The organism is Aliikangiella maris (genome assembly GCF_040719265.1).
Classification (GTDB): Bacteria; Pseudomonadota; Gammaproteobacteria; order Enterobacterales; family Kangiellaceae; genus Aliikangiella; species Aliikangiella maris.
This window is the reverse complement of the sequence record NZ_JBFDAH010000025.1, coordinates 51,887-74,723: the sequence shown is the minus strand read 5'-3', so window position 1 is coordinate 74,723 and position 22,837 is coordinate 51,887. Positions and strand designations below refer to the sequence as shown.

At 40.1% G+C, this 22,837-nt stretch carries 18 protein-coding genes; 8 read left to right on the top strand and 10 right to left on the bottom strand.

The window, feature by feature from the left end; genetic code table 11:
- Positions 1 to 412: 412 nt before the first annotated feature.
- The 3 genes from ABVT42_RS18205 to ABVT42_RS18195 form a co-directional block, all read right to left on the bottom strand.
- A complete protein-coding gene (locus ABVT42_RS18205; protein ID WP_353897099.1) occupies positions 413 to 1,357 on the bottom strand; it encodes a collagenase in 945 nt (314 codons plus the stop codon).
- A 506-nt stretch (positions 1,358 to 1,863) separates the two neighbouring features.
- A complete protein-coding gene (locus tag ABVT42_RS18200; protein ID WP_353897100.1) occupies positions 1,864 to 2,211 on the bottom strand; it encodes a hypothetical protein in 348 nt (115 codons plus the stop codon).
- A gap of 192 nt (positions 2,212 to 2,403) precedes the next feature.
- Positions 2,404 to 2,889 (bottom strand): restriction endonuclease, encoded by a 486-nt coding sequence (locus tag ABVT42_RS18195; protein ID WP_353897101.1) that lies wholly within the window; start codon positions 2,887 to 2,889, stop codon positions 2,404 to 2,406.
- A gap of 328 nt (positions 2,890 to 3,217) precedes the next feature.
- Here ABVT42_RS18195 and ABVT42_RS18190 point away from each other — a divergent pair, with 328 nt between their 5' ends.
- On the top strand, positions 3,218 to 5,437 hold the full coding sequence (locus tag ABVT42_RS18190) for a S9 family peptidase (protein WP_353897102.1): 2,220 nt from the start codon (positions 3,218 to 3,220) through the stop codon (positions 5,435 to 5,437).
- 364 nt (positions 5,438 to 5,801) lie between these two features.
- Here ABVT42_RS18190 and ABVT42_RS18185 read toward each other — a convergent pair whose 3' ends face one another.
- Entirely contained in the window at positions 5,802 to 6,146 is a 345-nt protein-coding gene (locus ABVT42_RS18185; RefSeq protein WP_353897103.1) for an MGMT family protein, read from the bottom strand.
- Positions 6,147 to 6,415: 269 nt separating this feature from the next.
- Here ABVT42_RS18185 and ABVT42_RS18180 point away from each other — a divergent pair, with 269 nt between their 5' ends.
- From ABVT42_RS18180 to ABVT42_RS18160, 5 genes are all read left to right on the top strand, one after another.
- A complete protein-coding gene (locus ABVT42_RS18180) occupies positions 6,416 to 7,117 on the top strand; it encodes a M48 family metallopeptidase (protein ID WP_353897104.1) in 702 nt (233 codons plus the stop codon).
- 30 nt (positions 7,118 to 7,147) lie between these two features.
- A complete protein-coding gene (locus ABVT42_RS18175; protein ID WP_353897105.1) occupies positions 7,148 to 7,975 on the top strand; it encodes a TatD family hydrolase in 828 nt (275 codons plus the stop codon).
- Positions 7,976 to 7,990: 15 nt separating this feature from the next.
- Positions 7,991 to 8,680 carry an esterase/lipase family protein gene (locus ABVT42_RS18170; protein ID WP_353897106.1) on the top strand — a complete coding sequence of 230 codons (690 nt, stop codon included), beginning with the start codon at positions 7,991 to 7,993 and terminating at the stop codon, positions 8,678 to 8,680.
- Positions 8,681 to 8,843: 163 nt separating this feature from the next.
- Positions 8,844 to 9,317, top strand: coding sequence for a GFA family protein (locus tag ABVT42_RS18165; protein ID WP_353897107.1), 474 nt, complete (start codon positions 8,844 to 8,846; stop codon positions 9,315 to 9,317).
- A 92-nt stretch (positions 9,318 to 9,409) separates the two neighbouring features.
- On the top strand, positions 9,410 to 11,290 hold the full coding sequence (locus ABVT42_RS18160) for an MFS transporter (protein ID WP_353897108.1): 1,881 nt from the start codon (positions 9,410 to 9,412) through the stop codon (positions 11,288 to 11,290).
- A 33-nt stretch (positions 11,291 to 11,323) separates the two neighbouring features.
- On the opposite strand, the gene ABVT42_RS18155 is transcribed toward ABVT42_RS18160, so the two are convergent.
- Positions 11,324 to 14,455: an aminotransferase class I/II-fold pyridoxal phosphate-dependent enzyme gene (locus tag ABVT42_RS18155; RefSeq protein WP_353897109.1), complete on the bottom strand. Its 3,132-nt coding sequence runs from the start codon at positions 14,453 to 14,455 to the stop codon at positions 11,324 to 11,326.
- A 205-nt stretch (positions 14,456 to 14,660) separates the two neighbouring features.
- On the opposite strand from ABVT42_RS18155, the gene ggt reads away from it, so the two are divergent.
- Positions 14,661 to 16,388, top strand: a complete 1,728-nt coding sequence (ggt, locus tag ABVT42_RS18150) for a gamma-glutamyltransferase (RefSeq protein WP_353897110.1) — start codon at positions 14,661 to 14,663, stop codon at positions 16,386 to 16,388.
- Between the two features lie 87 nt (positions 16,389 to 16,475).
- On the opposite strand, the gene ABVT42_RS18145 is transcribed toward ggt, so the two are convergent.
- Positions 16,476 to 16,835: a hypothetical protein gene (locus tag ABVT42_RS18145; RefSeq protein ID WP_353897111.1), complete on the bottom strand. Its 360-nt coding sequence runs from the start codon at positions 16,833 to 16,835 to the stop codon at positions 16,476 to 16,478.
- A 618-nt stretch (positions 16,836 to 17,453) separates the two neighbouring features.
- On the opposite strand from ABVT42_RS18145, the gene ABVT42_RS18140 reads away from it, so the two are divergent.
- A complete protein-coding gene (locus ABVT42_RS18140) occupies positions 17,454 to 18,509 on the top strand; it encodes a hypothetical protein (RefSeq protein WP_353897112.1) in 1,056 nt (351 codons plus the stop codon).
- An 11-nt stretch (positions 18,510 to 18,520) separates the two neighbouring features.
- Here the strand turns inward: ABVT42_RS18140 and dtd are convergent, their stop codons facing one another.
- From dtd to typA, 4 genes are all read right to left on the bottom strand, one after another.
- Complete coding sequence (gene dtd, locus ABVT42_RS18135; protein WP_353897113.1) at positions 18,521 to 18,958, bottom strand: D-aminoacyl-tRNA deacylase; 438 nt, start codon at positions 18,956 to 18,958, stop codon at positions 18,521 to 18,523.
- Positions 18,924 to 19,907, bottom strand: coding sequence for a prolyl aminopeptidase (gene pip, locus ABVT42_RS18130; RefSeq protein ID WP_353897114.1), 984 nt, complete (start codon positions 19,905 to 19,907; stop codon positions 18,924 to 18,926). Before pip ends, dtd begins: the two co-directional genes overlap by 35 nt.
- Before the next feature lie 138 nt (positions 19,908 to 20,045).
- On the bottom strand, positions 20,046 to 20,381 hold the full coding sequence (locus ABVT42_RS18125) for a hypothetical protein (protein ID WP_353897115.1): 336 nt from the start codon (positions 20,379 to 20,381) through the stop codon (positions 20,046 to 20,048).
- Between the two features lie 385 nt (positions 20,382 to 20,766).
- Positions 20,767 to 22,587, bottom strand: a complete 1,821-nt coding sequence (typA, locus tag ABVT42_RS18120; protein WP_353897116.1) for a translational GTPase TypA — start codon at positions 22,585 to 22,587, stop codon at positions 20,767 to 20,769.
- Positions 22,588 to 22,837: the final 250 nt, after the last annotated feature.

The following is a 22,837-nucleotide window of genomic DNA, read 5'->3' as shown; positions in this document are numbered from 1 at the left end:
CTTATACCTTGGACGATTTAAAACCCATTCACTGGAAACCCAAAATCTCGCTGCTAGTCGGTGGGATTGTGGGATTTTATTTGGCTAATGGCAGTGATTGGTGGGTTTTAGCTGTCACTGTGGTGGGGTGTTTTTTAGTCTGTCAGGTGCTAATGAACATATTTACTGTTGGCTAATTAAAATCAGTTTGCCAGTTTTCAGATCTCGATAGACCTACCCTAAAGATTGCATATCATGTGCACAACCATTTTGACAACCAGGTGGTTAACCTCTCGTTTTTATTGTTTAACAGCGTCATTGGTAGCAGATTGTTGCACTTCGAATTTGAATCTACAAAATAATTTCAACTGCATTATTTTAATTTTTGTTCATCACCAATTTCTATTTAATTCGTAGTTGCGGTAAATATTAATTACTGGACAAACTGATAAGCGATTTCATTTTGTCGAAAACGCAATAAAACGTCTAACCATTCAGCAAAGTCTTTATCCATACTTTTTCCCCATTGACGAACTAAAGCTTGGTAGCGTGCAGTTTCACCTTGCCTTAACAAACTAAGCATTTGCTCTACTTTTTCTCGTTGCTGCTCTAACATATAACGACTGGCAAAATATCCCCAATAATACACCCGACGTCCGCCACCATTTTTTACATAACTGGTATTAAATAATTCACTTAAAACATATTGTGTACTGGCCTGACTAACAATAGTAAACGCTTTATAATGCGCATCACCTTTTGCCAAATATTCAGCCATTCCCTCATGCCACCAAATCATGTGCGGCAATGCCGGCGCAGGTTTAGGACAATTTTCGGGCGGTAAATGAGAATCATGTAAAATCTGACAAAAATCGCCATATAGGTTAAACCTTGCATCAAGATAATGAACATATTCATGGCGTAAGTTCCAAATTTTTTGTTGATGCTCAAAGACTATAAACTCGGCTCGATTTCCTATTTTTTCTGGTTCACCTTCAATAAAAATACCTCCATTGTCAGTTGGAATTTTAAAATGAAATCCAGCATATTTCTGGTACTCTTGATAGTCAGCATAGATATTTACACGCAGCAAATCACTATGATCATCGGCAACCGGTTTATTTTGTGTGTCAAAAATCAGATGGAATTGCTCATTTAGTCGGCTTAATTCTTCACAAACCTGTTGCATTTGAAGTGATGATAAATTTTGCGCACGAATTTGCAGTGTCGTATGACACCAATAGATATTGGCCAACACCACTTCGGTACTTGGCAAATTGGTTCGCTGATTTAAATAATTTTGAGAAGCTTGCTTGTGAAATGTCGAGCCTTGCGAGACCTGTTCTTGAGCTATTGGCTGTGCGCTTTTTACCGACAAGCTAATTGAACCGGTTATAAATATAAAAAGGAATAAACCCACCGTGGAGTAGCACAAGTATAGATTACGGAATTGCTCAGCTATATTTAGGCGATAAAAAATGGCGTTCAAAGTGGCAACTTTCAGCATCACTACCCAACCTATTCATTCAGTAAACCAAGGTAAATGACAATTCCCGGTCTTTAACTGCTTACACAGCCCCTTAGATTTTTCTCAAAAAGAGATACACAAAATTTAGCACACGCCAGGTTGGTATGATAAATAAAAAGGCAAGATTGAGCGCTTTATCGTGTAAAGTGCTCAATCCAAAGTTGAATAGTGTTAAGTGTTATAAGCAGTTTTGTAATAATATGGACTTTAAGGATTTAGATATATCTCCCTTCGAGCCTAACTCTTTCTCCATATATAAAGTTAAAGAGGATTTTTCTCAAACGTTTCGACTTCACCACTACTATCTAACATCCTTTCTAAAATAATCATATTTAGATTCTATAGTTGAATTGCATTTAAGGCTGTGCTTTCTGAAGAACAACACCAAACCCAGTTTGAGTGATATCACATGCAGAACTTCCATTACCGATACTGATGTTAGCAATAAACAGCTTTTGACCTTTCGCTAAAGCCGATGTTACTAAACCATAGTAATATGGAAATGATTTATCAGATTCTGGAATATATAAATTAAAACCATTCCAACCTGGCTTGCAGTATTGATCAAATCTAGCATCTGTCATTTTCAACCAAAGCTTTCCATCCCCTTTTATCTGAATTCGTTCAACTGTAGAACTTATGTCTGTACCAGCTAAAGATATATTAGAAAATATTAAAAGTATTATTAATTGTATAATTTTCATTTTTCATCCATTTTTATTCATTTAATAGAACACGCAAACCCTTAAGAGTGGTTAGTCAAAAAAACCTGCATTGCCCATCAGATTACCAAGAAGAACATCCAAGCTAAAAGAACTAAAGCGCCTGCGACTGCAATCTCTCACATAAAAAGCAATGCCAAGCTCGCTGCATGCAAGTGAACCTTAGTAATCAAACTATACACTTACATCCCTCGCAAGTTGCGACTCAATCTCAAGCCTCACCTTTTCTTTAACTGTAAATAGACTCAATACCGAACCAAGTGAACTTCGACTATTAGCCGACAAACAATCGCGTTTGACCGTTCCCAGCCAGTTCACTCGACGAATATTGGCATATAGCCCTGTATCACAATGACGGTATTCATATTGGTTCAAATCTTCACCAATATGATATAGCCGCTGTTTTGGGGAATAGGTTAATAACCAATCGCCAGGTTGTATCTCGTGATAGAATCGACGCAGCATAGAGAGTGCATTAGCGGTTTTATTGGGTTTCTCATTGCCATAGTACTGAATATAAGCGGCTTTTAATTGAGCGTCAGCTTGCAACTGACTCAACTCGCCGAGCAAATTCCAACCAATAGCAACCAAATTGTTATTAATAAAGTCATCAATAAAAAGTCCGCCGCGCCCAGCGCGGACCATCCAAGCTTTTGTCATGATTAAATAAAAATGTATTTTTAAGACTGAACCGTTAGTGAAAGCAAGATATTACCTGAAATAACTCAATATTACCGCGAGCCAAGTTTATTTTTTGTCGTTAGGCTAGAAATTCTAAGTCTTAGAATATCGATCTAGTGATACAGTCATCAACTCGCTGTACGTCATTTATACAGTTAATTTAAGGATTCATACCAGTCAACCTTGTTGTAAATTTTAAATCCCGCTAGACTTGAGCTCATCGATAACAAAGCCATTAATCGATAAAAGCCTCTGACGAGCATTATCATTAATCAATAAATATCCCTCTGGACTATAAGGAAAAACAATGAAAAGACACTCAGTTTTTTACTATGTCATAGTATTACTGTTAATCAGCGTTCCCTCCGTATTTGCTAAAAAGCTCGATGTTGAACGTATCTATTCATCGCCTTCGCTTTCCGGCGCATCAATGCGTGGCCTGCAAATTTCGCCCGATGGAAATCGCGTCACCTTTTTGAAAGGTAAAGACAGTGACTACGAACGTCTAGATTTATGGGAATACAATATTCAGACTCAACAAACCAAATTACTCTTCGATTCAGACGATCTACATTCAGGTAAAGAAGCGTTATCAGATGAAGAAAAGGCCAGACGAGAGCGTATGCGATTAAGTGGTAGCGGTATCGTCAGCTATCAATGGTCAAAAGACGGCACTGCGCTTTTATTTCCTTTAGCAGGTGATATTTATTACTACAAAGTCGGCGATAAAAAGGCAAGAAAGATCATCTCGACACCTGAGTTTGAAACTGACGTACGTTTTTCACCCAAGGGCAATTATATTTCTTATATCCGCGATCAGAATATATTTATATTTAACCTTGCCAAAAACAAAGAAATACAGCTTACCAAAAAAGGCGGCGGCGCAATTAAGTTTGGTATGGCCGAATTTGTTGCTCAAGAAGAAATGGGCCGTATGACTGGCTACTGGTGGTCGGGAGATGAAAGCAAAATTGCTTTTACTAAAGTTGATGAGTCACCAGTAGAGCAAGTAACACGCAGTGAAATTTATGCTGACGAAATCAAAATGATTCAACAACGTTATCCGTTTGCCGGTAAACCCAACGTTAAAATAGAATTAGGTGTTATTGCTATTAAAAATAAAAAAATTCGTTGGGTCGATTTAGGTAAAGAACAAGACTTTTACTTACCACGAGTGCAATGGACAAAAAACAGCAATCAGTTATCTTTTCAGTGGCAGAGTCGAAATCAGCAGACATTAAAATTAAATTTATATGATTGGAATACCAAAAAGGTATCAAACATTTTGCAGGAAACCAGCCCTACCTGGATAAATTTACATAAGACACTCCATTTTTTGGGCGACAAAAAACATTTTATCTGGGCTTCAGAACGCAGTGGCTTCAAACATTTATATTTATACACATTGGAAGGAAAACTAGTTAAAACGCTAACCCAAGGTGACTGGAAAGTTGATGATATCGCTCACGTCGATGAAGACAGCAAGACCATCTATTTTACTGGTCGCAAAGATACTCCAATTGAACGACATCTTTATCAGGTTTCTTTTGATTCGAGTAAAATCAGTAAAGTAACTCAAAAAAAGGGTATGCATTCAATTGTGTTTGGCCATGATGGCAGCAGTTATATTGACTTTTTCTCTTCTTCCACAACACCGCCACAAGTCAGTTTGCATCGTACAAATGGTGAGCGCCTGTCGTGGCTGGTAGAAAACAAAGTCGATAAACAACATCCACTGCATGAATATTTATCAGATTGGGTTTATCCAGAATTTGGGACTTTTCAATCGGCAGACAACACGACACTGCATTATCGTCTGTATAAACCAGCCAACTTTAATGCACGCAAAAAATATCCGGTACTGGTTTATCTATATGGCGGCCCAGGCGCACAAATGGTGACTAACTCGTGGACAAGCTATATGCCGCAATACATGGCACAACAAGGTTATGCAGTGTTTACTGTCGACAATCGAGGTTCGGCTAATCGCGGCAAAAAGTTTGAAGATGCGATTTATCAGGCAATGGGTAAAATAGAAGTCAGCGATCAAATTGAAGGGGTTAAATTTCTGCGTAAACTTCCCTGGGTGGATGCGCAAAAAATTGGGGTTCACGGTCACAGCTATGGCGGGTATATGACGCTGATGACAATGTTTAAGGCCGCGGATTATTTTAAAGCCGGCGTTTCAGGTGCCCCTGTCACCGATTGGCAACTCTATGATACTCACTATACCGAAAGATATATGGGTAACCCTAATCAGGTCCCGCAAGCTTATGAGGAATCATCGGTATTTCCCTATGCGACTAACCTGCAAGGTCCACTGTTGATCTATCATGGCATGGCAGATGATAACGTTCTTTTCAAAAATGCCACCCGTTTATATAAAACATTGCAAGATAATAATATTCAGTTTTATGTGATGGACTATCCAGGTAAAAAGCACAGCATTCGTGGCAAAAAAACAGGGATGCACCGACTCAATATGATACGTCACTTCTTCGATTTACACTTTGGTATCAAACGCTAGTCTCTCTCATATAAGCAATGAAGAACCTGAACATCATTTATTTTTTGTTCAGGTTCAGTTCATTTTTCAGTGGTTAATATCTTTTTCATGTTGATTTTTTGCGCAAGTTAAATCAAGCGGAGTTCCAGAAATGGACTTTTGGTTGACTTAGTCTCTCCTGATCAAGCTCACTATAATGTTGTGACGAAAGACACGACAATAAAAACAGGAGACTGCCTACAAATGATCAGGGGAGACCGAGTCGCTCTAGTGCCAGTGGCAAAAAGGTTTTGTCAATAAAACTAGTCCACAGTGTCGTAGTGCCTATTAATTTATATCTGGTTTCACTTTATCTGACATCACTAGAAGTTCAACAATTAGGCATTTAAAACTGCATTTCGAGTAATTCACCCAAATTGGGTTGCCAACCAAACTGACTGATTTTTACCCGGTTTTTTAACACCACGACCCCCTCTTCCTGAAGTAAGCCTTTTTGTTTTTCTGCTTGAGGACTACCGGCCTCAAAAGCCAACTGACCGCTACTGCGTAATACCCGATACCAAGGCAACTTCATGTTATCTGGGGCTTGCCCGAGCACTTTGCCGACCAATCTGGCACGCCCAGGTAGTCCTGCCAGATCGGCAATTTGGCCATAACTGGCCACTTTACCAATAGGAATTTTCTGTACGGTTAACCAGACCTTCTGTGCTTTGGATAGTTCGTTGTGCATATTATTGAATCAATTACTCATCAAATGAAACAAAACCTAATCAACCTCTTTAAGAGTCCTCTTAAGCCTTGTGCATAAAAATCTATGATTTTTGCTTCATTTCTCATAACGGGATCTGGTATTGTTTATAGCTTCTTTTAACTGACTATATGGTTAATACCGTCATGTTTTTATTCAAAATGCGATATATCAAACTGACTTTCGCAATCTTGATTTTTAGCTTTTTTATTACCAGTTGCGCCACCAATATTGCTGGGCGCAAACAATTTATGTTGGTAAATGAGAATAGCGCGATACAAGCCTCTAAACAAGCTTATACCAATACACTCGAACCCTTTGAAAAAGCAGGCAAGCTGGATAATAACCCCGCTCAGGTTAAACGTATCAAAACCATTACTGACAAACTAATCCAACAAGCAATGAGTTTACGTCCCAATACACGAGACTGGCAATGGAGCACTAAGCTGATTGATGATCCACAAACCGTAAATGCCTGGTGCATGGCTGGTGGCAAAATGGCCATCTATACTGGGTTAATTCAAAAATTATCTGCCACTGATGATGAAATTGCACAAGTCATGGGCCACGAAATATCCCACGCCCTACTCAATCACTCAGCCGAACGCATGTCGCTTGCAATGGCTAATAATCTTGCGCTTGAACTACTGCAAAATATGACGCAAGCCAATGCTCAACATGTTTCACTGGCAACTGCAGCAGCACAAGTTGCCATTACCTTACCCAATAGCCGAGGTTCAGAAACCGAAGCCGACAAACTCGGTATTTTACTGGCCGCCAAAGCAGGTTATAACCCTAACGCAGCCGTATCATTATGGCAAAAAATGGCGCAAGTCAGTGGTAATCAAGGGTTTGAATTTATGAGTACTCACCCTTCGCCTGAAAATCGCCAGCAGGCTCTGCAAAAGCTAATCCCTGAAATGATGAAACACTATCAATCAGCCAAAAAATAACCGTGCATCAGCGAAGCAGAGACAATCAATTTGACTACACATTTAACTGAGCAACCACAAAAAACACGACTCAAATGGGTTGATATTGGCATCAACCTGACAAACCGTCGATATGCCAAAGATCGTCAACAGGTAATTGACAGGGCACAAAAAAATGGAGTCGATAAGTTAATCATCACTGGCACCAGCGTTAGCGAAAGTGAACAAGCGCTGGCTTTAGCGCAAAGCCGGCCCGGCATTTTGTTTGCTACCGCAGGCTGTCATCCTCACGATGCGAAATCATTAGATAATGAGGGTATGGCTAAACTCGAGCGATTAGCAAAACAACCCGCCGTTGTCGCTATTGGTGAATGTGGACTCGATTTTAACCGTAACTTTTCACCGCCCACCAAGCAAATTGAAGCATTTGAAAAACAACTCGAACTGGCCATCGCACTGCAAAAGCCACTATTTCTTCATGAGAGAGATGCTTTTGATACCCAGTTTTCCATTCTCAAACAATATCGGGAACAAATTGGCGATGCGGTAATCCATTGCTTTACCAGTGATAAACACAAATTAGCGAAATACCTCGATCTGAATTTATACATTGGTGTAACCGGCTGGATCTGTGATGAACGCAGAGGGCAAGACTTATATCAAGCCGTCGCTTTTATCCCTGATGATCGCCTGATGCTGGAAACCGATGGTCCTTATTTGACCCCACGCAACCTGTCCCCTAAACCCACCGATAATCGCAACGAACCTCAATATTTACCCCATATTGCGCAAACCGTCGCCAATGCACGTAATCAAAGCTTGCAGCATCTATCTGATATAAGCTATACCAATAGTTGTCGCTTTTTTAATTTGTCATAGGAAGTTATTAAGTTAATGTCATCATCTGAACGCCCCCAGGCCGTGATCCTTCATGGTTTGGGCAGAGGCCCAAGAAGTATGCAAAAAATTGCTCTGGCGCTGGAAGAGCAAGGTTATCGAGTGTTAAATGCCAACTATCACGGACTGACCGAAAATTATCAATCAATTATTCAGTCACTCGCTAAAACCATCAATCAATGGCTACAACCAGATAACCCCATCCACTTTGTTGGTCATTCTTTTGGTGGTATATTAATTCGAGGCTTATTGGCTGCACACCCCGAGTGGAAAAAAGGTCGCTGCGTCATGTTGGGCAGCCCTAATAAAGGTACGCAGACTGCTAGTTTTATGCTCTCTCATTGGTGGTTTAAACACTTTGTCCCTCCTGTAACAGCAGATTTAACCCCGGATAGCCAACTCATTGATACCCTCCCCGAACCCGATATTGAAACAGGCATTATTGCGGGGAATGTTAAATTCAGTCTGATTGTTCCGGTAAGCTGGTATTATAAAAAAGCCACCGATAATGCACCCGGCGATGGTGTCGTTGAGTTATCTAATACGCAATGTAGCACTATGACTGACTTTATTGTGATGCCTTTGCATCACTCATTTATGATGTGGGATAGTGAACTGATTCATGAGGTATTACACTTTTTAGCACATGGCCGTTTTTCAAAAGCTTATCAGCCAATAACCAGTTAATTGTGCCGCTGTTACAAATTGCAGTTTAGCCTCATAGAAATTGGAACTACATGCATCGTATTCGAGGATTATTTAATACTCATCTGTTTACGAGGCTTAACAGACGATTACCAAAGATTGGGACTTTCAAACATAATTTGTAAATTTTGACGAGGCATTCATAATGGAGCAATCAGCAATTGCCAACCAGAAACTGCAAGGTGGATGTTTTTGTGGACGAGTTCAATATCGGGTGCAATTACCCGTCAAATGGTGTGCTCACTGTCACTGCGAAATCTGTCGAAAAACGCAAAGCGCACCTTTTGTTACTTGGTTTGGTGTTGAAAAAATCAATTTTGAAGTGTTACGTGGCGAAGCAGATATTGCCTGGTTTGATTCTTCTCAAAATGCCCAGCGAGGACATTGCATTCACTGCGGAACGCCATTGTTTTTTGTTGGAAAAAACTGGCCAGATGAAGTACACATTACACGTGAATCAGCCAACGCAGACATTAAACAAGTGCCACAAATTCATGTTTTTTATGATCGCCATGTCAGCTACTTTCAAGTAGACGATCAACTGGACAAATTTGGAGGCCATAACGGATTTGTTCCACTGGCGATTAATCCCAAAACTGCTAAGGAGTCAAATGAATAGCCATATCGATCAAACATCATCGATATACAAATCATAATAATACAACGCAATATTTATAAGTTTGGGTCAGTTTAATTTCAGGAATTTTTTTCATGTCACACAGTCAGTTTTCACTTTTAAAAGAGCGGCGTTTTTTCCCCTTTTTTATTACTCAGGCGCTCGGCGCACTAAACGATAACGTTTTTAAAAATGCACTTGTCATCTTGCTTTCATTTAAAGCAGCCGAAAGCTTACCTGTTGACTCTAAAATAGCCGTTAATCTGGCTGCCATACTGTTTATCTTACCATTTTTTATTTTTTCAGCTATTGCAGGTCAGCTAGCAGAAAAGTATGAAAAATCCATTAATATTCGACGGGTAAAATTGGCTGAAATTATTATCATGCTCATGGCAACGGTCGGATTTTACTTTGAAAGTTACAGTGCGCTGTTATTTATTTTATTTTTAATGGGTTTTCAGTCGGCCATTTTTGGCCCTTTAAAGTATGGATTAATCCCGCAACACTTGCACCATGATGAACTGGTGGGAGGCAATGCTTTAATTGAATCGAGCACTTTTCTAGCCATTTTATTGGGGACAATTATTGGTGGGACAATGATGACGCTACAAAGTAATAACCTGCTGTATTTATCAATTGCACTGGTTACCTTTGCTGTAACAGGCTATCTTGCCAGTCGCAAAATTCCAGTTACCCCAGCCGTTGCACCAGAACTAACCATCAACTGGAATGTTTTTCGAGAAATCTATAACAACATTAAGTTTATGTATAGCAACAAAACCGTTTTTCTGGCAATTTTAGGAATTTCTTGGTTTTGGTTTTATGGCGCAATTTATCTGACTCAATTACCTAATTACACTAAATCAACATTAGCCGGTGACGAATCTGTCGCAACATTATTTTTAACCGCCTTTTCCATTGGCATTGGCATTGGCGCATTGTTATGTGAAAAACTTTCAGCCGGCCGAGTTGAAGCAGGGCTAGTCCCAATTGGGGCGTTTGGCCTGAGCTTGTTTGGTTATGATTTATATTTAGCTAATACTGCCAGTAACTTAATCCCTACCTATGATTACATTCAGTTTATTGGCCTCAATGGTTCATGGCGCGTTCTAATAGACGCTATTATGATTGGCATTTTTGGTGGACTGTTTACCGTTCCACTATATGCACTCGTGCAGCAACGTGGCAGTAAACCCCATATGTCAAGATTGATTGCAGGGTTAAATATTTTAAATGCATTATTTATGGTGTTTTCAGGTATTTTTGCAATTACCTTAATCAGCTTAAACTGTACTATTCCCGAAATATTTTTAGCAACAGCTATCGTCAACATATTCGTTGCCATTTATATTTTTTTCAAAGCGCCCGAGTTTATTTTTCGTTTTATTACCTGGTTATTAGTTAACACCATTTACCGTATAAAACCGCGCAACTTACACTTGATCCCAACACACGATGCCTGCGTGTTGGTTTGTAATCATGTCAGTTTTGTCGATGCGTTAATTATTGCAGGTTACTGTAAACGTAATGTTCGCTTTGTGATGTACCATAAAATTTTTGCTGCCCCTATCATTGGCACATTTTTCAAAATGGCCAACGCAATTCCAATTGCACCTGCGCGAGAAAACAAAGCGCTAATGGAATCTGCATTTGAAAAAATTGCTAGAGAGTTAAGTCGCGGTGAAGTTGTCTGTATTTTTCCAGAAGGCAAGCTGACCGCAGACGGAAAAATCGGGGAATTTAAAAAAGGCATTGAAAAAATTATTGAAAAAACCCCCGTTCCAGTAATTCCTTTAGCATTAACTGGATTATGGGGCTCTTGGTTTAGCCGAAAAAATGGCCGCGCCATGAAAGGCTTTCCCAAAAAATTCATGGCCCAAATTGGTTTAATTGCAGGTCCCAAAATCATGCCTGCCGATGTCACAGCGGAAACTTTGCACCTTAAAGTTAAAACACTATTTGAAAGCAACAATTAATCAAACCAAAACCAACCAATAAACTCGAGCCAGTTAAAACTGGCTCAAACGTTTGATCCCTTCTTGAAAGTCATTTTCACTGCCTGATAAAACAAAACGACAATACCCAGGCAGTCCGGTCCAGGTTGAATTATTAATCGCAACGTTACTTTGCTGGAATAATAATTCCGTTACCTTATCACCACCTTCGGTTAACGGTAGCTGTTCGAGATCGATCTTTTGCTGCGGCTTAGCCACCAAAAATAAGCCTCCTTGAGGCATGATGACCTGCCATCCACGTTGGGTGAGCACCGCAGATAACTGTTTTGCTCTGGAAAACAACGTGTCTTTTTGCCATTGTAAATGTGCTAATAATGACGAATCTAGACTTAATTGCAGGCGAATTAATTTGCGTATAGCATATTTCAATGTGAAATGTGGAATATGAGGTAATTCTGGTTGCAAACTCTGGAGCAAGGCTCTCGATGTCGACCAACAATAGCCAAAGCGTAATCCACCAGCTGCAAATTCTTTAGAAATCCCACCGAGTAAAATAAAACGCGCATTATTTGTTGCATTAAAGCGTTCGATACTATCGGCCAAATCCCAACGAAGATTATCACTAAACTCTAGTCCACAAAAAATGCTATCCATAATCACTGTCACGCCTCGCTCAGCAGCAATACTCAATAAGTTCGACATTTCTTGTTGACCATAAATTGCACCAGTAGGATTAACAACCGGCGCATTTAGAAATAACCAACAGTCAGCATGTTGCGCTAAAGTACTATTTAATTGCTCTGGCGTTAGTTTGAAATTATCTTTTTCAAACGTCTCAATAACAATAACATCAATTCCTTTATATTCTGCGGCGGCACGAAAATAACCATAACTGCCACTGGGAATAAGTAGTTTTTTCTTTTCTCGCGCACATAAAGTGAGTAACGCTGCAAATATTGGGGCTACGCCATTCCCAAAAAGCATCATGGAAAATAATTGAGGTGAAAAATTAAATCGTTCACTCAACAATTGCTGTAGTGGCTCCTCTGGTGAGGCATCATCTCCAACACACCGGCGAACTAAATAGCTTTCAAACAATGCCTCTTTTAGCACTTCCGGAACAGCTAACTCATTTTCTCCGTAGTCCAGTCGAATCGTATTATCGGTAAAGTTTAAATGATTTCCTTGAATAGCCGGATGCCCAAATGCTTTTTGGGTTGTCTGACACAATGCTAGCGGTAACGCTGGCGCAATATGTACCGCTTTATTTTCCATAACAGTTGTTTTTCGAGTGCGTTGAAAAAACAGTAACTCCTCGAGTAAATGTGCATAGTAAAGTTGTTTTAAAAATGGTGTACGACTATAGGTTAGTTCAGCCGCATCAATTAAGTGCTTGGCAATAAAATCATTACTGGTCAATGTAATATTAAGTGTGTAATCCTGATAAACCCGATTATTAATCAAACCTGCCATAATGATTAAATTATTAGGCAGTGTATGCTCTGACAAATAACGATACACACCATGAATTTCGGGCTGACTGCTTAGGTCAATATTGTCGGTTAAATCCAGTAGCAATAATACCTGATGCTCAACCGCACAATGAATCAACTGCTGAACTAATTGACCAGATTGAATTTCATGTGCATCAATTTGAGTTATAACACACTGCGGTTGAAGTTTTTTAATCAACTCAATTAAATATTCAACTTGTGAGGGTACTTGAATAATTTCACATTCAGGTTGATCAAAGTCACGACCAATAAGATAACACTGATTTTTAGATACCAGCGTCAAACGTGGGCGATAATTAGTCAGTAAGCTTTCAATTAATTCGCGGCGGCTAGGTGTAATTAATACTTGCTTTTCTGAAATATCAACTTGCAGATAATAGCGAAAGTATTCAGCTAATTGTTGTCTGAAATAATTAAGTCCCGCCGTATCTTCATAAGGAAAGTGAGATAACTGTTGAATCTGTTTCGCTAAAAAAGCCAAAAAAGAATAACGTTCATCGGCATCTTCAAAGCTATCATAAGTTAAATCAACGGCACTTTTCAGTTCAGAGTCAGCAAATTGATCGATAGCCTGATAAATTGTTTTAACTTTTTCAGGCAACAGCATGGTTGCTTCATAGACATCAACGGAGTGATAAATTTTTCCACCGGCGTTGGCATACTGCAAAGCCGTTCTGGCATCGATAGGAATATCAGAACTGGCAGACATATAAAATTCAAAGCGATGGCCAGTAGATTTTTCAATATCAACCAGCGCATTAATTTCGGTATCTGCCGCTTGTTCAACTTGAGTTTGCCAGATTCGTCTGACTTTAAATCCACGACGCTGCATTAGTCGTTCTAACACTTTTCGACCAGGACGGCCGCCTAAATTCAATATTAACTTTCCATCAGGCTTTAGCTTACCGATCGATTGTTCAACTGCACTGGCGATTAACCCTAGCCCAAATTGATCTTCAATAAACCCTTGCTTGGCAAAGTAATTACTCAAAGAATAGAGATATTCATCACTCGAAGTTTCAGCGATTAAATGTTCCATCACTTCGGGTTCGGGATTTAAAACTTGTGGAATACAACCAATAATGCGATCCACGGTAATTGGATAATCCGAAAAATGACTAAACAAGTTCGACTCGTAAAAATCGATCATATTCAGTAGCGTTCGACCATTGGCAAAGTTTTTGATTTCGCCATTAGGCTGAAAGGCGTTTAAATATAAATTGAGTCTGGCACAAACAATTGCCTTTGGATTAATATCTAAACCAATCATACATTCTGGCAAATAACGCAGTGCTAAAGCAATGCTAATCCAGCCGATACCACACCCTAACTCAATCACTTTTTTATTATGGTATTCGTTCGCCGGATATCGAATAAGTCCTTCATAAAAAGTAAAAGACCAGGCTTCAGGTAAAAACGTTGAAGGAAATTGCAGCAAATCCAATGTAATCGTTTGGTCATAATGGTCGAGAACATTTTGCTCCAAAAACTGAAAATAGCACTCATCCGTTTGGTTTAGCAGTGTATATTTTTTCAGAGCAAATAAAAATTCAACGGCCTTTGCTCGAGATTCAGGATTTTCCAACTCATTTAATAATTGCTTGAATGACTCATAGGCATTGTGGCTGGAGACCTGGCAGTTGTGGATAAATTTTTCTATAGTTAAATTCATTATTTCACTCAAGTGAATTTTTGTTGCTCAAGATTATAACAATCTTTGAATCATCTGATAATTCATTACCGAACATTCCTTAGATTACTTATATATTTAGGCAAACATCACAAGTTAACGATTATTTCACCTACTTCGCTCAGGTTGCCCCCTCGAAAAAACCTGACTAACATGTATTCAACTTTAATATTTTCAGGATCGACCAATGACAAAGAAAAACCGATTACTGTGCTTTTTAGGACTACTTAGTATTTACTCTAGCCTATTTGCTGCGCCCGATAGAATAAATGGCCAAAATTTTGCAACTCGCTCGGAAGTTATCGCGCCCAATGGAATGGTAGCAACCAGTCAACCATTGGCAACTCAAATCGGTCTCGATATTTTAAAACAAGGCGGCAGTGCCGTTGATGCCGCAATTGCAGCGAACGCCGCATTGGGGTTAATGGAGCCTACCGGAAATGGCATTGGCGGCGATTTATATGCAATCGTCTGGGATGCTAAAACTCAACAACTTTATGGTTTAAATGCCAGCGGACGTTCACCCAAAGGACTGAGTTACCGCCAATTGAAAAAACAACTCAAAAAGCTCAATCGTACAGCGCTTCCACCCTTGGGCATGTTGCCCATTTCAGTCCCAGGTGCGGTTGATGGCTGGTTTGAACTTCATCAGAAATTTGGCAAGCTGCCAGTCAAACAATTGTTAAAGCCTGCGATTGATTACGCTAATCAAGGTTTTCCGGTAACCGAGCTAATTGCTTACTATTGGCACAGAAGTGTTCCCAAATTATCACAGCAACCCGGTAGTTTTGCACAAACATTTACCCTGGCCGGAAAAGCCCCGCAAAAGGGTGAAATTTTTAAAAATCCGGCTTTAGCCAACACCCTAAGTCTGATAGCCGATAAAGGACGAGATGAGTTTTATCGAGGTAGTATCGCCAAAAAGATTGACCAGTTTATGCGAGAAAATGGCGGTTATATTCGGTTGAAAGATTTACAAGAACACAGCTCGACTTGGGTGAAACCTTTATCTGTAAACTATCGTGGATATGATGTTTATCAGCTCCCCCCAAACGGTCAAGGTATTGCCGTGTTACAAATGCTCAATATTCTTGAGCAATATGACTTACGAAAAATGGGATTCTTAAGTGAGCAAGCACTACATCTAATGGTCGAATCAAAAAAGCTGGTATTTGAAGATCGTGCCAAATTTTATGCAGACCTCGACTTTTATCAAGCACCGTTAAAAGGGTTACTCTCAAAAGAATATGCCAGAGAAAGGGCCAAACTGATTGGCGACAATGCGGCACAACGAGTCGATAGCGGCAACCCAGCGTTATATGAAGGCGATACCATCTATCTGACCACAGCCGATAAAGATGGCAACATGGTTTCACTGATTCAAAGTAACTATCGTGGCATGGGTTCTGGCGTTGTTGTACCAGGTTTGGGATTTGTCTTTCAGGATCGCGGCGAACTTTTCTCAATGGATCCCAAACATGCGAATGTTTATGCCCCCGGCAAACGCCCTTTTCACACCATCATTCCAGGCTTTGTTATGAAGGATAATCAGCCTTTTATGAGTTTTGGCTTGATGGGAGGTCAAATGCAACCACAAGGTCATGTACAAATTATCACCAACATTATCGACTTTGGTATGAACCTGCAAGAGGCTGGTGATGCAACCCGCTGGCAGCACTTTGGTTCGAGTGAACCGACCGAAGCGCATTCGGCTTATATTCAAGAAGGTGGTGAAATCGCCATAGAGTCTGATATTGATTATCAGACAATTCGCGGTTTAATGGCCAGAGGGCATAAAATTCGTTTTGGCCGAGGTGGTTACGGTGGCTATCAGGCGATTTTGTATGATGCCAAAAACAAAGTCTATTTTGGTGCATCAGAATCTCGAAAGGATGGCCAGGCTGCCGGCTATTAGTTTACTGGGCAAACGCTGGGCAATATTGATTTAAATGCTATCAAATAAGTGTCAGTGTAATTGAATCGGCATATTAGCGAGATTGTCTTAACTAATCGAGCACTCTTCAAAACTCCCCGGTAATAATTCATTATCGGGAGTTAGTTTGCCATGAATGCCTGGTTTTTTGAGTATCAATTCAACTTGATTAAGACCATTTGCGTTAGCTTGAATTGTCTTTAAAGTCATACACGTTGATGTTTTTTTATTCTGCTGTGGCTTTTCAATAGGTTGCGTTTGTGATGTTGCTTTTTGTGCGGTGGCTTGTTGTGATGAATCCAGGTAGGAATATTGATTCCACAAAAGCTTCATATCTGATCGATTAGCAGCATACATCTCTAATCGAGCTGAACACCCCGTCATGAATAAAAAAACAATTAAAGTAATTAATAAGAATAATGGCTTCATGAAAATCCTTATTCGTCAAATTAAGCAGAATTATTTAACGTTTACTACCGCGCTAATCAATAACAGCTTTCGCCAATCACAATTCCCTCAGTCATCTAATTTACATCTCAAAACTCAATCAGCTTTAAAATCCATTAACCTTTGCTGTTAGACTGTAAAATTAACTTAATTAATCGTTTTATTTCACAAGATAAACGCTGAAGACTCTTTAAGTATGGCCAAGCATTTCAATTTTACCAGTGAAATACCTTGCCAAAGCGTGTGAGAATTACCATGTATTAGCAACACGCAAACTCGTTGCCTCAAATTCAGTGGTTTTAGCACTTATCAATACGCTCACCAAACACAATGGTATCGTATCAAATAATTATTGACATTTAGCTGACAAAACGGGAAATAACTGTGAAAAATATTCTGAATTGAGTACACTATCGCCACCTATTCGTCAGGCTTCAGGACTAAATGTTAGCAGCCCACTAATCAGGCTTTTGAAATTGGCAATATGTAGCGGCATGTAAGTACTCGGTCAATCCGTAGCATTGTCTGCATCATCTTTAATTACGTTGTCAACAAAATCAAATCAGCCCGTCACTGCTTAATTATCGTTTTAGAATTAATATGAAATCAAAATTTATAATATTCGCCAGTTTTGTCTGCTTATTTATTATTATCAGCCAATTGATCAAAAATAAGCATGAGCCCATTACGCCCGAAGAATTGAATAATTTATCTACGGTTGTTGAACAGGTTTTTACATCGCGCATGATGCAATCATCTAACACCACAACGCCGCAATCCGCAACTCAGCCGGCGGCAAGCTCATCAAATGAAGAATCAATTATTGCGGTTATTTATATTCGAGAGCAGGAAACCTGGTTTTTTAAAGCCAGAGGATTAACCAGCAAAGTTGATGAAGAGTCTGGTGAATTTGCAAGACTCTTTCTCGATGAGCTGCAATTCGATAGTAATCAACAACCAATCCTATCGCATATCCCTAAAAAATATCAGTCTCACTCTAGTGAAGCAATGCGCTTGGCAACATACAATATTAATGGTCTTGAAGTTTCTCTGAGCACACTACCCGGGCAACAAAATGTTACGGCAAATATAACACGCTGGAAAAGACAGCTTTCACTTCCCCCGAATGCGGAAGAATTTGTGAAATTTCAAGATAATGAACGCACCGTTCTAGTTAGATTGGATCAGCCAACCAGTGCCTCGCCAGCAACAGCGCAAGCCAATGCTCAGCCCCCAGCCAAAGAAAAACTGACCGATTTTCTTGCGCTCGAATTAGATTCTCAATGGCAAATTGTTGAAAGTAATGCTCCGATGGCTGCCGGTAGTTTGCAACTCAATGATAACGGTGAAATTTACGATGTAGCCGTTTTAAGATTGCCAACAACGGTTCCTTTAGAGCGAGTACTGGGTATTTGGAAAGAAAGAGCTCAAATTCCAGCTGATGTTGCATTACAAATGACACAACTAGAATCGCAACACCAACAAACCTGGGAATTAATCCCACTGAATAATGAACAGTTTGATTTACTGGTGGGGCTGCATAAAGGTGAAAATCAATACACCTTTTTGAGAATCTCTAATGGTAAAAAGCTAACCGATTCTGCTAAACAACAATTTGAACACTTACTCAAAACAACTAAGGTCACCAAGTCCTAAAGCTGAGTAATTTAAATTTGCAACCAAAAAGTAACAGGGCCATCGTTGCACAAACTGACTTTCATATCAGCGCCGAATTGCCCTGTTTCAATTGCTGTAAAACGCTGTCTGGCATAGCTGACAAAATATTCAAATAGCTGTCGGCCTGTTTCTGGTGGTGCGGCGCTGGAAAAACTGGGTCGCATCCCTTTGCGGGTATCAGCAGCCAGAGTGAACTGAGGCACCAGCAAAATTTCACCTTGAATATCAGCAACAGAAAGGTTCATCTTTCCCGCATCATCAGTAAATATTCGGTAGCCGGCTAATCGTTCAAATAAGCGTTCGGCTTTTTCTGGCGTATCATTTTTTTCAATACCGACCAGCGCCAGTATTCCCTGATCAATCTGTCCGATTATATTTTCATCAACAACAACATTAGCGCTGGTTACCCGCTGGATCAGTACAATCATTGGTTATTTCCTGATGCATATCTCTGGTTGCTCTAACAAGGGCATCAATTATTCCAGCTTCACTTGTAGAATGTCCAGCATCACGGATAATTTGTAACTCACAGCTTCGCCAAGCACTTTGTAGTGCCCAGGCATTTTCAACGGGGCAAATCATATCGTATCGACCATGCACGATAATGCCGGGAATTCCCTCTAATAAGTGCATATTGTCCAGGAGCTGATTTTCCTCAATAAAACAATTGTTGATAAAATAGTGGGCACTAATACGTGCCATACTCAATGCCACATGAGGCGCACCAAACTGTTCAACCACTGAAGGATTAGGCTCGAGGGTTGCTGCGCGTCCTTCCCAGCAGGCCCAGGCTTTTGCTGCGGCCATACGCGCCAGTTCATCTTGCCCAGTTAAACGCTGATAAAAAGCGGGAATTAGTTGGTGTCGTTCTTCAGGCGAAATCACGCTTATAAAATCTTGCCAATAATCGGGAAAAACTTTGCGCGTACCGTCGCGATACAACCAATTGATATCTTCCTGTCTGCCTAAGAAAACCCCTCGCAAAATCAACCCGGCAACACGGTCAGGATGAGCTTGCGCATAGGCGAGTCCCAAAGTTGTCCCCCAGCTACCGCCAAAGACAACCCAGCGTTCAATCATCAAATGATTGCGAATGACTTCTAAATCTTCAATCAGTAATTGGGTAGTATTATGCTCAATATCGGCATGAGGCTCAGATCGACCGCAGCCTCGCTGGTCAAACAGGATAATTCGATATTTTTCGGGATCGCAAAATCGCCGGTGTATCGAATCACAACCAGCCCCGGGCCCACCATGCAAATAAATTAACGGAAGCCCATCGGGAGAGCCACTTTCCTCAACATACAATTTATGGCCGTGGCTAACTTCAAGGGAGTATTTTTGATTGGGTTTTATTTCAGGATAAAGTTGCCGCATAAATTCGTCAGTTCTCTAGTAACACTTCCATTAAGACTAGCACATAACCTCTGATCATAACGGCAAATTAACAGTTTGAACCGCTGATAGCCCGAATTGAGACGACCAGCAGTTACTGAATCAAATGGTCATTCGTTCTTACTTTTTCTGTTGTAATTCGGGTGCGGACTGCTCCTCTTCTTGCTCACCATGTCCCCCATCGCCTTCCAAAATGATAACCACTCCTTTAGGAATCGTACGAGGCTCTAGTCCTTTTACTTTACGCACTACATCATAGGCTGCTTGGGCACAATTTTTATCAACGCCAACTTTTTTACAACGTTGATATTCCAGTTTGAGTTCTTCTGAAATGGTTGTTTCTTCAGGGGGTGGCGTATACCCAAATAACCCTCGCATAAAATCCAAGGGTGTACCATTTTTAGCGCAGGCACTCAGTCCCAATATCAATAGCGTGACAGCCAGTTTTTTTATCATAATAAACCTGTTTTATTAATTCTCGGTTAAATACTGTTCTCTAATTTTAGGAACATAATCCGCTTAGATTACCAATAATGCGATAAGTTTCTTAATGAGCCTGTCCTTATACTCAATTACCTACTCAATCACGAGCACCATTATCAATAAGCACATCTCTGAATGCAAATAAATCAATTATCTATGCGCCAACCTAAACATTGCAGATATATCAACTATCAAACTATAAATATCCCAATATTTACTTTCACCTTAGAGTTAACGTAATTACATTTGCGCTTATGTTGACATAAAATCAGGCCACACATAAAAAAACCCGGTCGTTTCATCTTCAACTAACCGGGCTTATATTGCGCATTAAAGCGCACAGATTAAATAACCAAAGTTATTCTTTAGGTGCACGCGATGCACGCTTGCGATCACTTTCAGTTAAATGCTTTTTACGAATTCGAATGCTCACTGGCGTTACTTCAACCAGTTCATCATCATCAATAAACTCTAAGCTCTGTTCTAAAGTCATCAAAATTGGCGGCGTTAATTGAATGTTTTCATCGGTTCCAGCGGCACGAATATTAGTTAACTGCTTCGCTTTGAGCGGATTAACAGTTAAATCATTATCGCGCGCATGAATGCCGATAACCATACCTTCATAAACCTCAACCCCATGACCAATAAATAAACGTCCGCGCTCTTGAATATTAAATAACGCATAGCCAAGTGCTTTACCAGTACTATTAGAAATTAATACACCATTATGACGTTGCGCCAATGAGCCTTTATGAGCAGGACCGTAAGCATCGAAAGTATGATAGAGCAAACCAGTACCAGAAGTAGCAGTCATAAATTCTGTTTGAAAACCAATCAGGCCGCGTGAAGGAATATAAAAATCAATTCTTACCCGTCCCTTACCATCAAGCTGCATATCACGCATTTCGGCTTTTCTTTCACCTAAGCGCTCCATGATTGTTCCTTGATGTTGCTCTTCAATGTCGACGGTTACATTTTCATAAGGTTCCATTAAAACCCCATCGACTTCTTTCATAATAACTTCTGGTCGCGAAACTGCTAATTCAAATCCTTCACGGCGCATCGTTTCAATTAAAACTGACAAATGCAATTCGCCACGCCCCGAAACTTTGAATTTATCCGCATCATCCATTTGCTCAACCCGCAACGCCACGTTGTGAATCAATTCTTTCTCAAGACGCTCAAGAATCTGACGCGATGTTAAAAACTTTCCTTCTTTACCCGCAAAAGGAGAAGTATTCACCTGAAAAGTCATATTAACCGTTGGCTCATCAACCGTTAATGGCGTCAAAGCTTCGACATGCTCGGGATCACACAGAGTATCAGAAATTTTAGGCTCGCCAATTCCGGTAATAGCAATAATGTCACCGGCAGACGCCTGTTCAATTTCGCTTCTCTCCAAACCAAGATAACCCAAAACTTGCCCGACTTTTACTTTACGCTCTTTGCCATTAGCATCGATGCTGATCAATTGCTGATTGCGGGTAATTTTGCCACGTGTAACCCGGCCAACCCCAATAGCGCCTACATAGTTTGAATAGTCCAGCGATGAAATTTGCATCTGGGTTGGACCTTCAATTTCAACATCAGGGTGTTTTACATATTTAATGATAGCTTCAAATAGTGGCGTCATATCACCATCTCGAACACTGTCATCTTCAGAGGCATAACCATTTAACGCAGATGCATAAATCACCGGAAAATCCAGTTGCTCATCAGTCGCCCCCAGTTGATCGAATAAATCAAAAATTTGGTCAATAACCCAATCAGGACGGGCCCCAGGCCGATCAATTTTATTCACAACAACAACCGGTTTAAGTCCTTGTGCAAATGCTTTTTGAGTAACAAATCGCGTTTGCGGCATGGGACCATCAACTGCATCAACTAGCAGTAAAACCGAATCTACCATCGACATAATTCGTTCAACTTCACCGCCAAAGTCAGCATGTCCGGGAGTATCGACTATATTGATGCGATAGTCGTTCCAGTTGATTGCCGTATTTTTCGATAGAATTGTAATTCCACGCTCTTTTTCCAAATCATTGGAATCCATTACCCGCTCTGTAAGTTCAGAACGTTGATCGAACGTGCCAGATTGCTGTAACAGCTTGTCAACCAGCGTAGTCTTGCCGTGGTCAACGTGCGCAATAATTGCGATATTTCTTAAATTTTCAATCACAAGAGGGTTGCCTCAATTTTTCCTATGTGCAACTCAACCAATTTGGAAGAGCAAAAACGAGGCGCGTATTCTACGCTGATTTTGTTAAACAAGCATCGTTTTCGATGATATTTTATGCTATTGCAGCTCAATTCATTTTTTTGATAAACAAATTCTTAAAAAGTCTAAGTTTATATAATTAATTATTTTACTTGTTTTAAAAAACTGATAAACCACTTGACAATTAGAAAAAATGGTAATATTCCGCATA

What these genes read in the sequence shown, in the direction of transcription:
- dtd (WP_353897113.1), bottom strand. Translation starts at nt 18,958, where the DNA reads ATGATTGTACTGATCCAGCGGGTAACCAGCGCTAATGTTGTTGTTGAT.
- ABVT42_RS18185 (WP_353897103.1), bottom strand. Translation starts at nt 6,146, where the DNA reads ATGCACAACGAACTATCCAAAGCACAGAAGGTCTGGTTAACCGTACAG.
- ABVT42_RS18155 (WP_353897109.1), bottom strand. Translation starts at nt 14,455, where the DNA reads ATGAATTTAACTATAGAAAAATTTATCCACAACTGCCAGGTCTCCAGC.
- ABVT42_RS18125 (WP_353897115.1), bottom strand. Translation starts at nt 20,381, where the DNA reads ATGATAAAAAAACTGGCTGTCACGCTATTGATATTGGGACTGAGTGCC.
- ABVT42_RS18180 (WP_353897104.1), top strand. Translation starts at nt 6,416, where the DNA reads ATGTTGGTAAATGAGAATAGCGCGATACAAGCCTCTAAACAAGCTTAT.
- ABVT42_RS18195 (WP_353897101.1), bottom strand. Translation starts at nt 2,889, where the DNA reads ATGACAAAAGCTTGGATGGTCCGCGCTGGGCGCGGCGGACTTTTTATT.
- ABVT42_RS18140 (WP_353897112.1), top strand. Translation starts at nt 17,454, where the DNA reads ATGAAATCAAAATTTATAATATTCGCCAGTTTTGTCTGCTTATTTATT.
- ABVT42_RS18145 (WP_353897111.1), bottom strand. Translation starts at nt 16,835, where the DNA reads ATGAAGCCATTATTCTTATTAATTACTTTAATTGTTTTTTTATTCATG.
- ABVT42_RS18165 (WP_353897107.1), top strand. Translation starts at nt 8,844, where the DNA reads ATGGAGCAATCAGCAATTGCCAACCAGAAACTGCAAGGTGGATGTTTT.
- ABVT42_RS18160 (WP_353897108.1), top strand. Translation starts at nt 9,410, where the DNA reads ATGTCACACAGTCAGTTTTCACTTTTAAAAGAGCGGCGTTTTTTCCCC.
- pip (WP_353897114.1), bottom strand. Translation starts at nt 19,907, where the DNA reads ATGCGGCAACTTTATCCTGAAATAAAACCCAATCAAAAATACTCCCTT.
- ggt (WP_353897110.1), top strand. Translation starts at nt 14,661, where the DNA reads ATGACAAAGAAAAACCGATTACTGTGCTTTTTAGGACTACTTAGTATT.
- ABVT42_RS18200 (WP_353897100.1), bottom strand. Translation starts at nt 2,211, where the DNA reads ATGAAAATTATACAATTAATAATACTTTTAATATTTTCTAATATATCT.
- ABVT42_RS18190 (WP_353897102.1), top strand. Translation starts at nt 3,218, where the DNA reads ATGAAAAGACACTCAGTTTTTTACTATGTCATAGTATTACTGTTAATC.
- ABVT42_RS18170 (WP_353897106.1), top strand. Translation starts at nt 7,991, where the DNA reads ATGTCATCATCTGAACGCCCCCAGGCCGTGATCCTTCATGGTTTGGGC.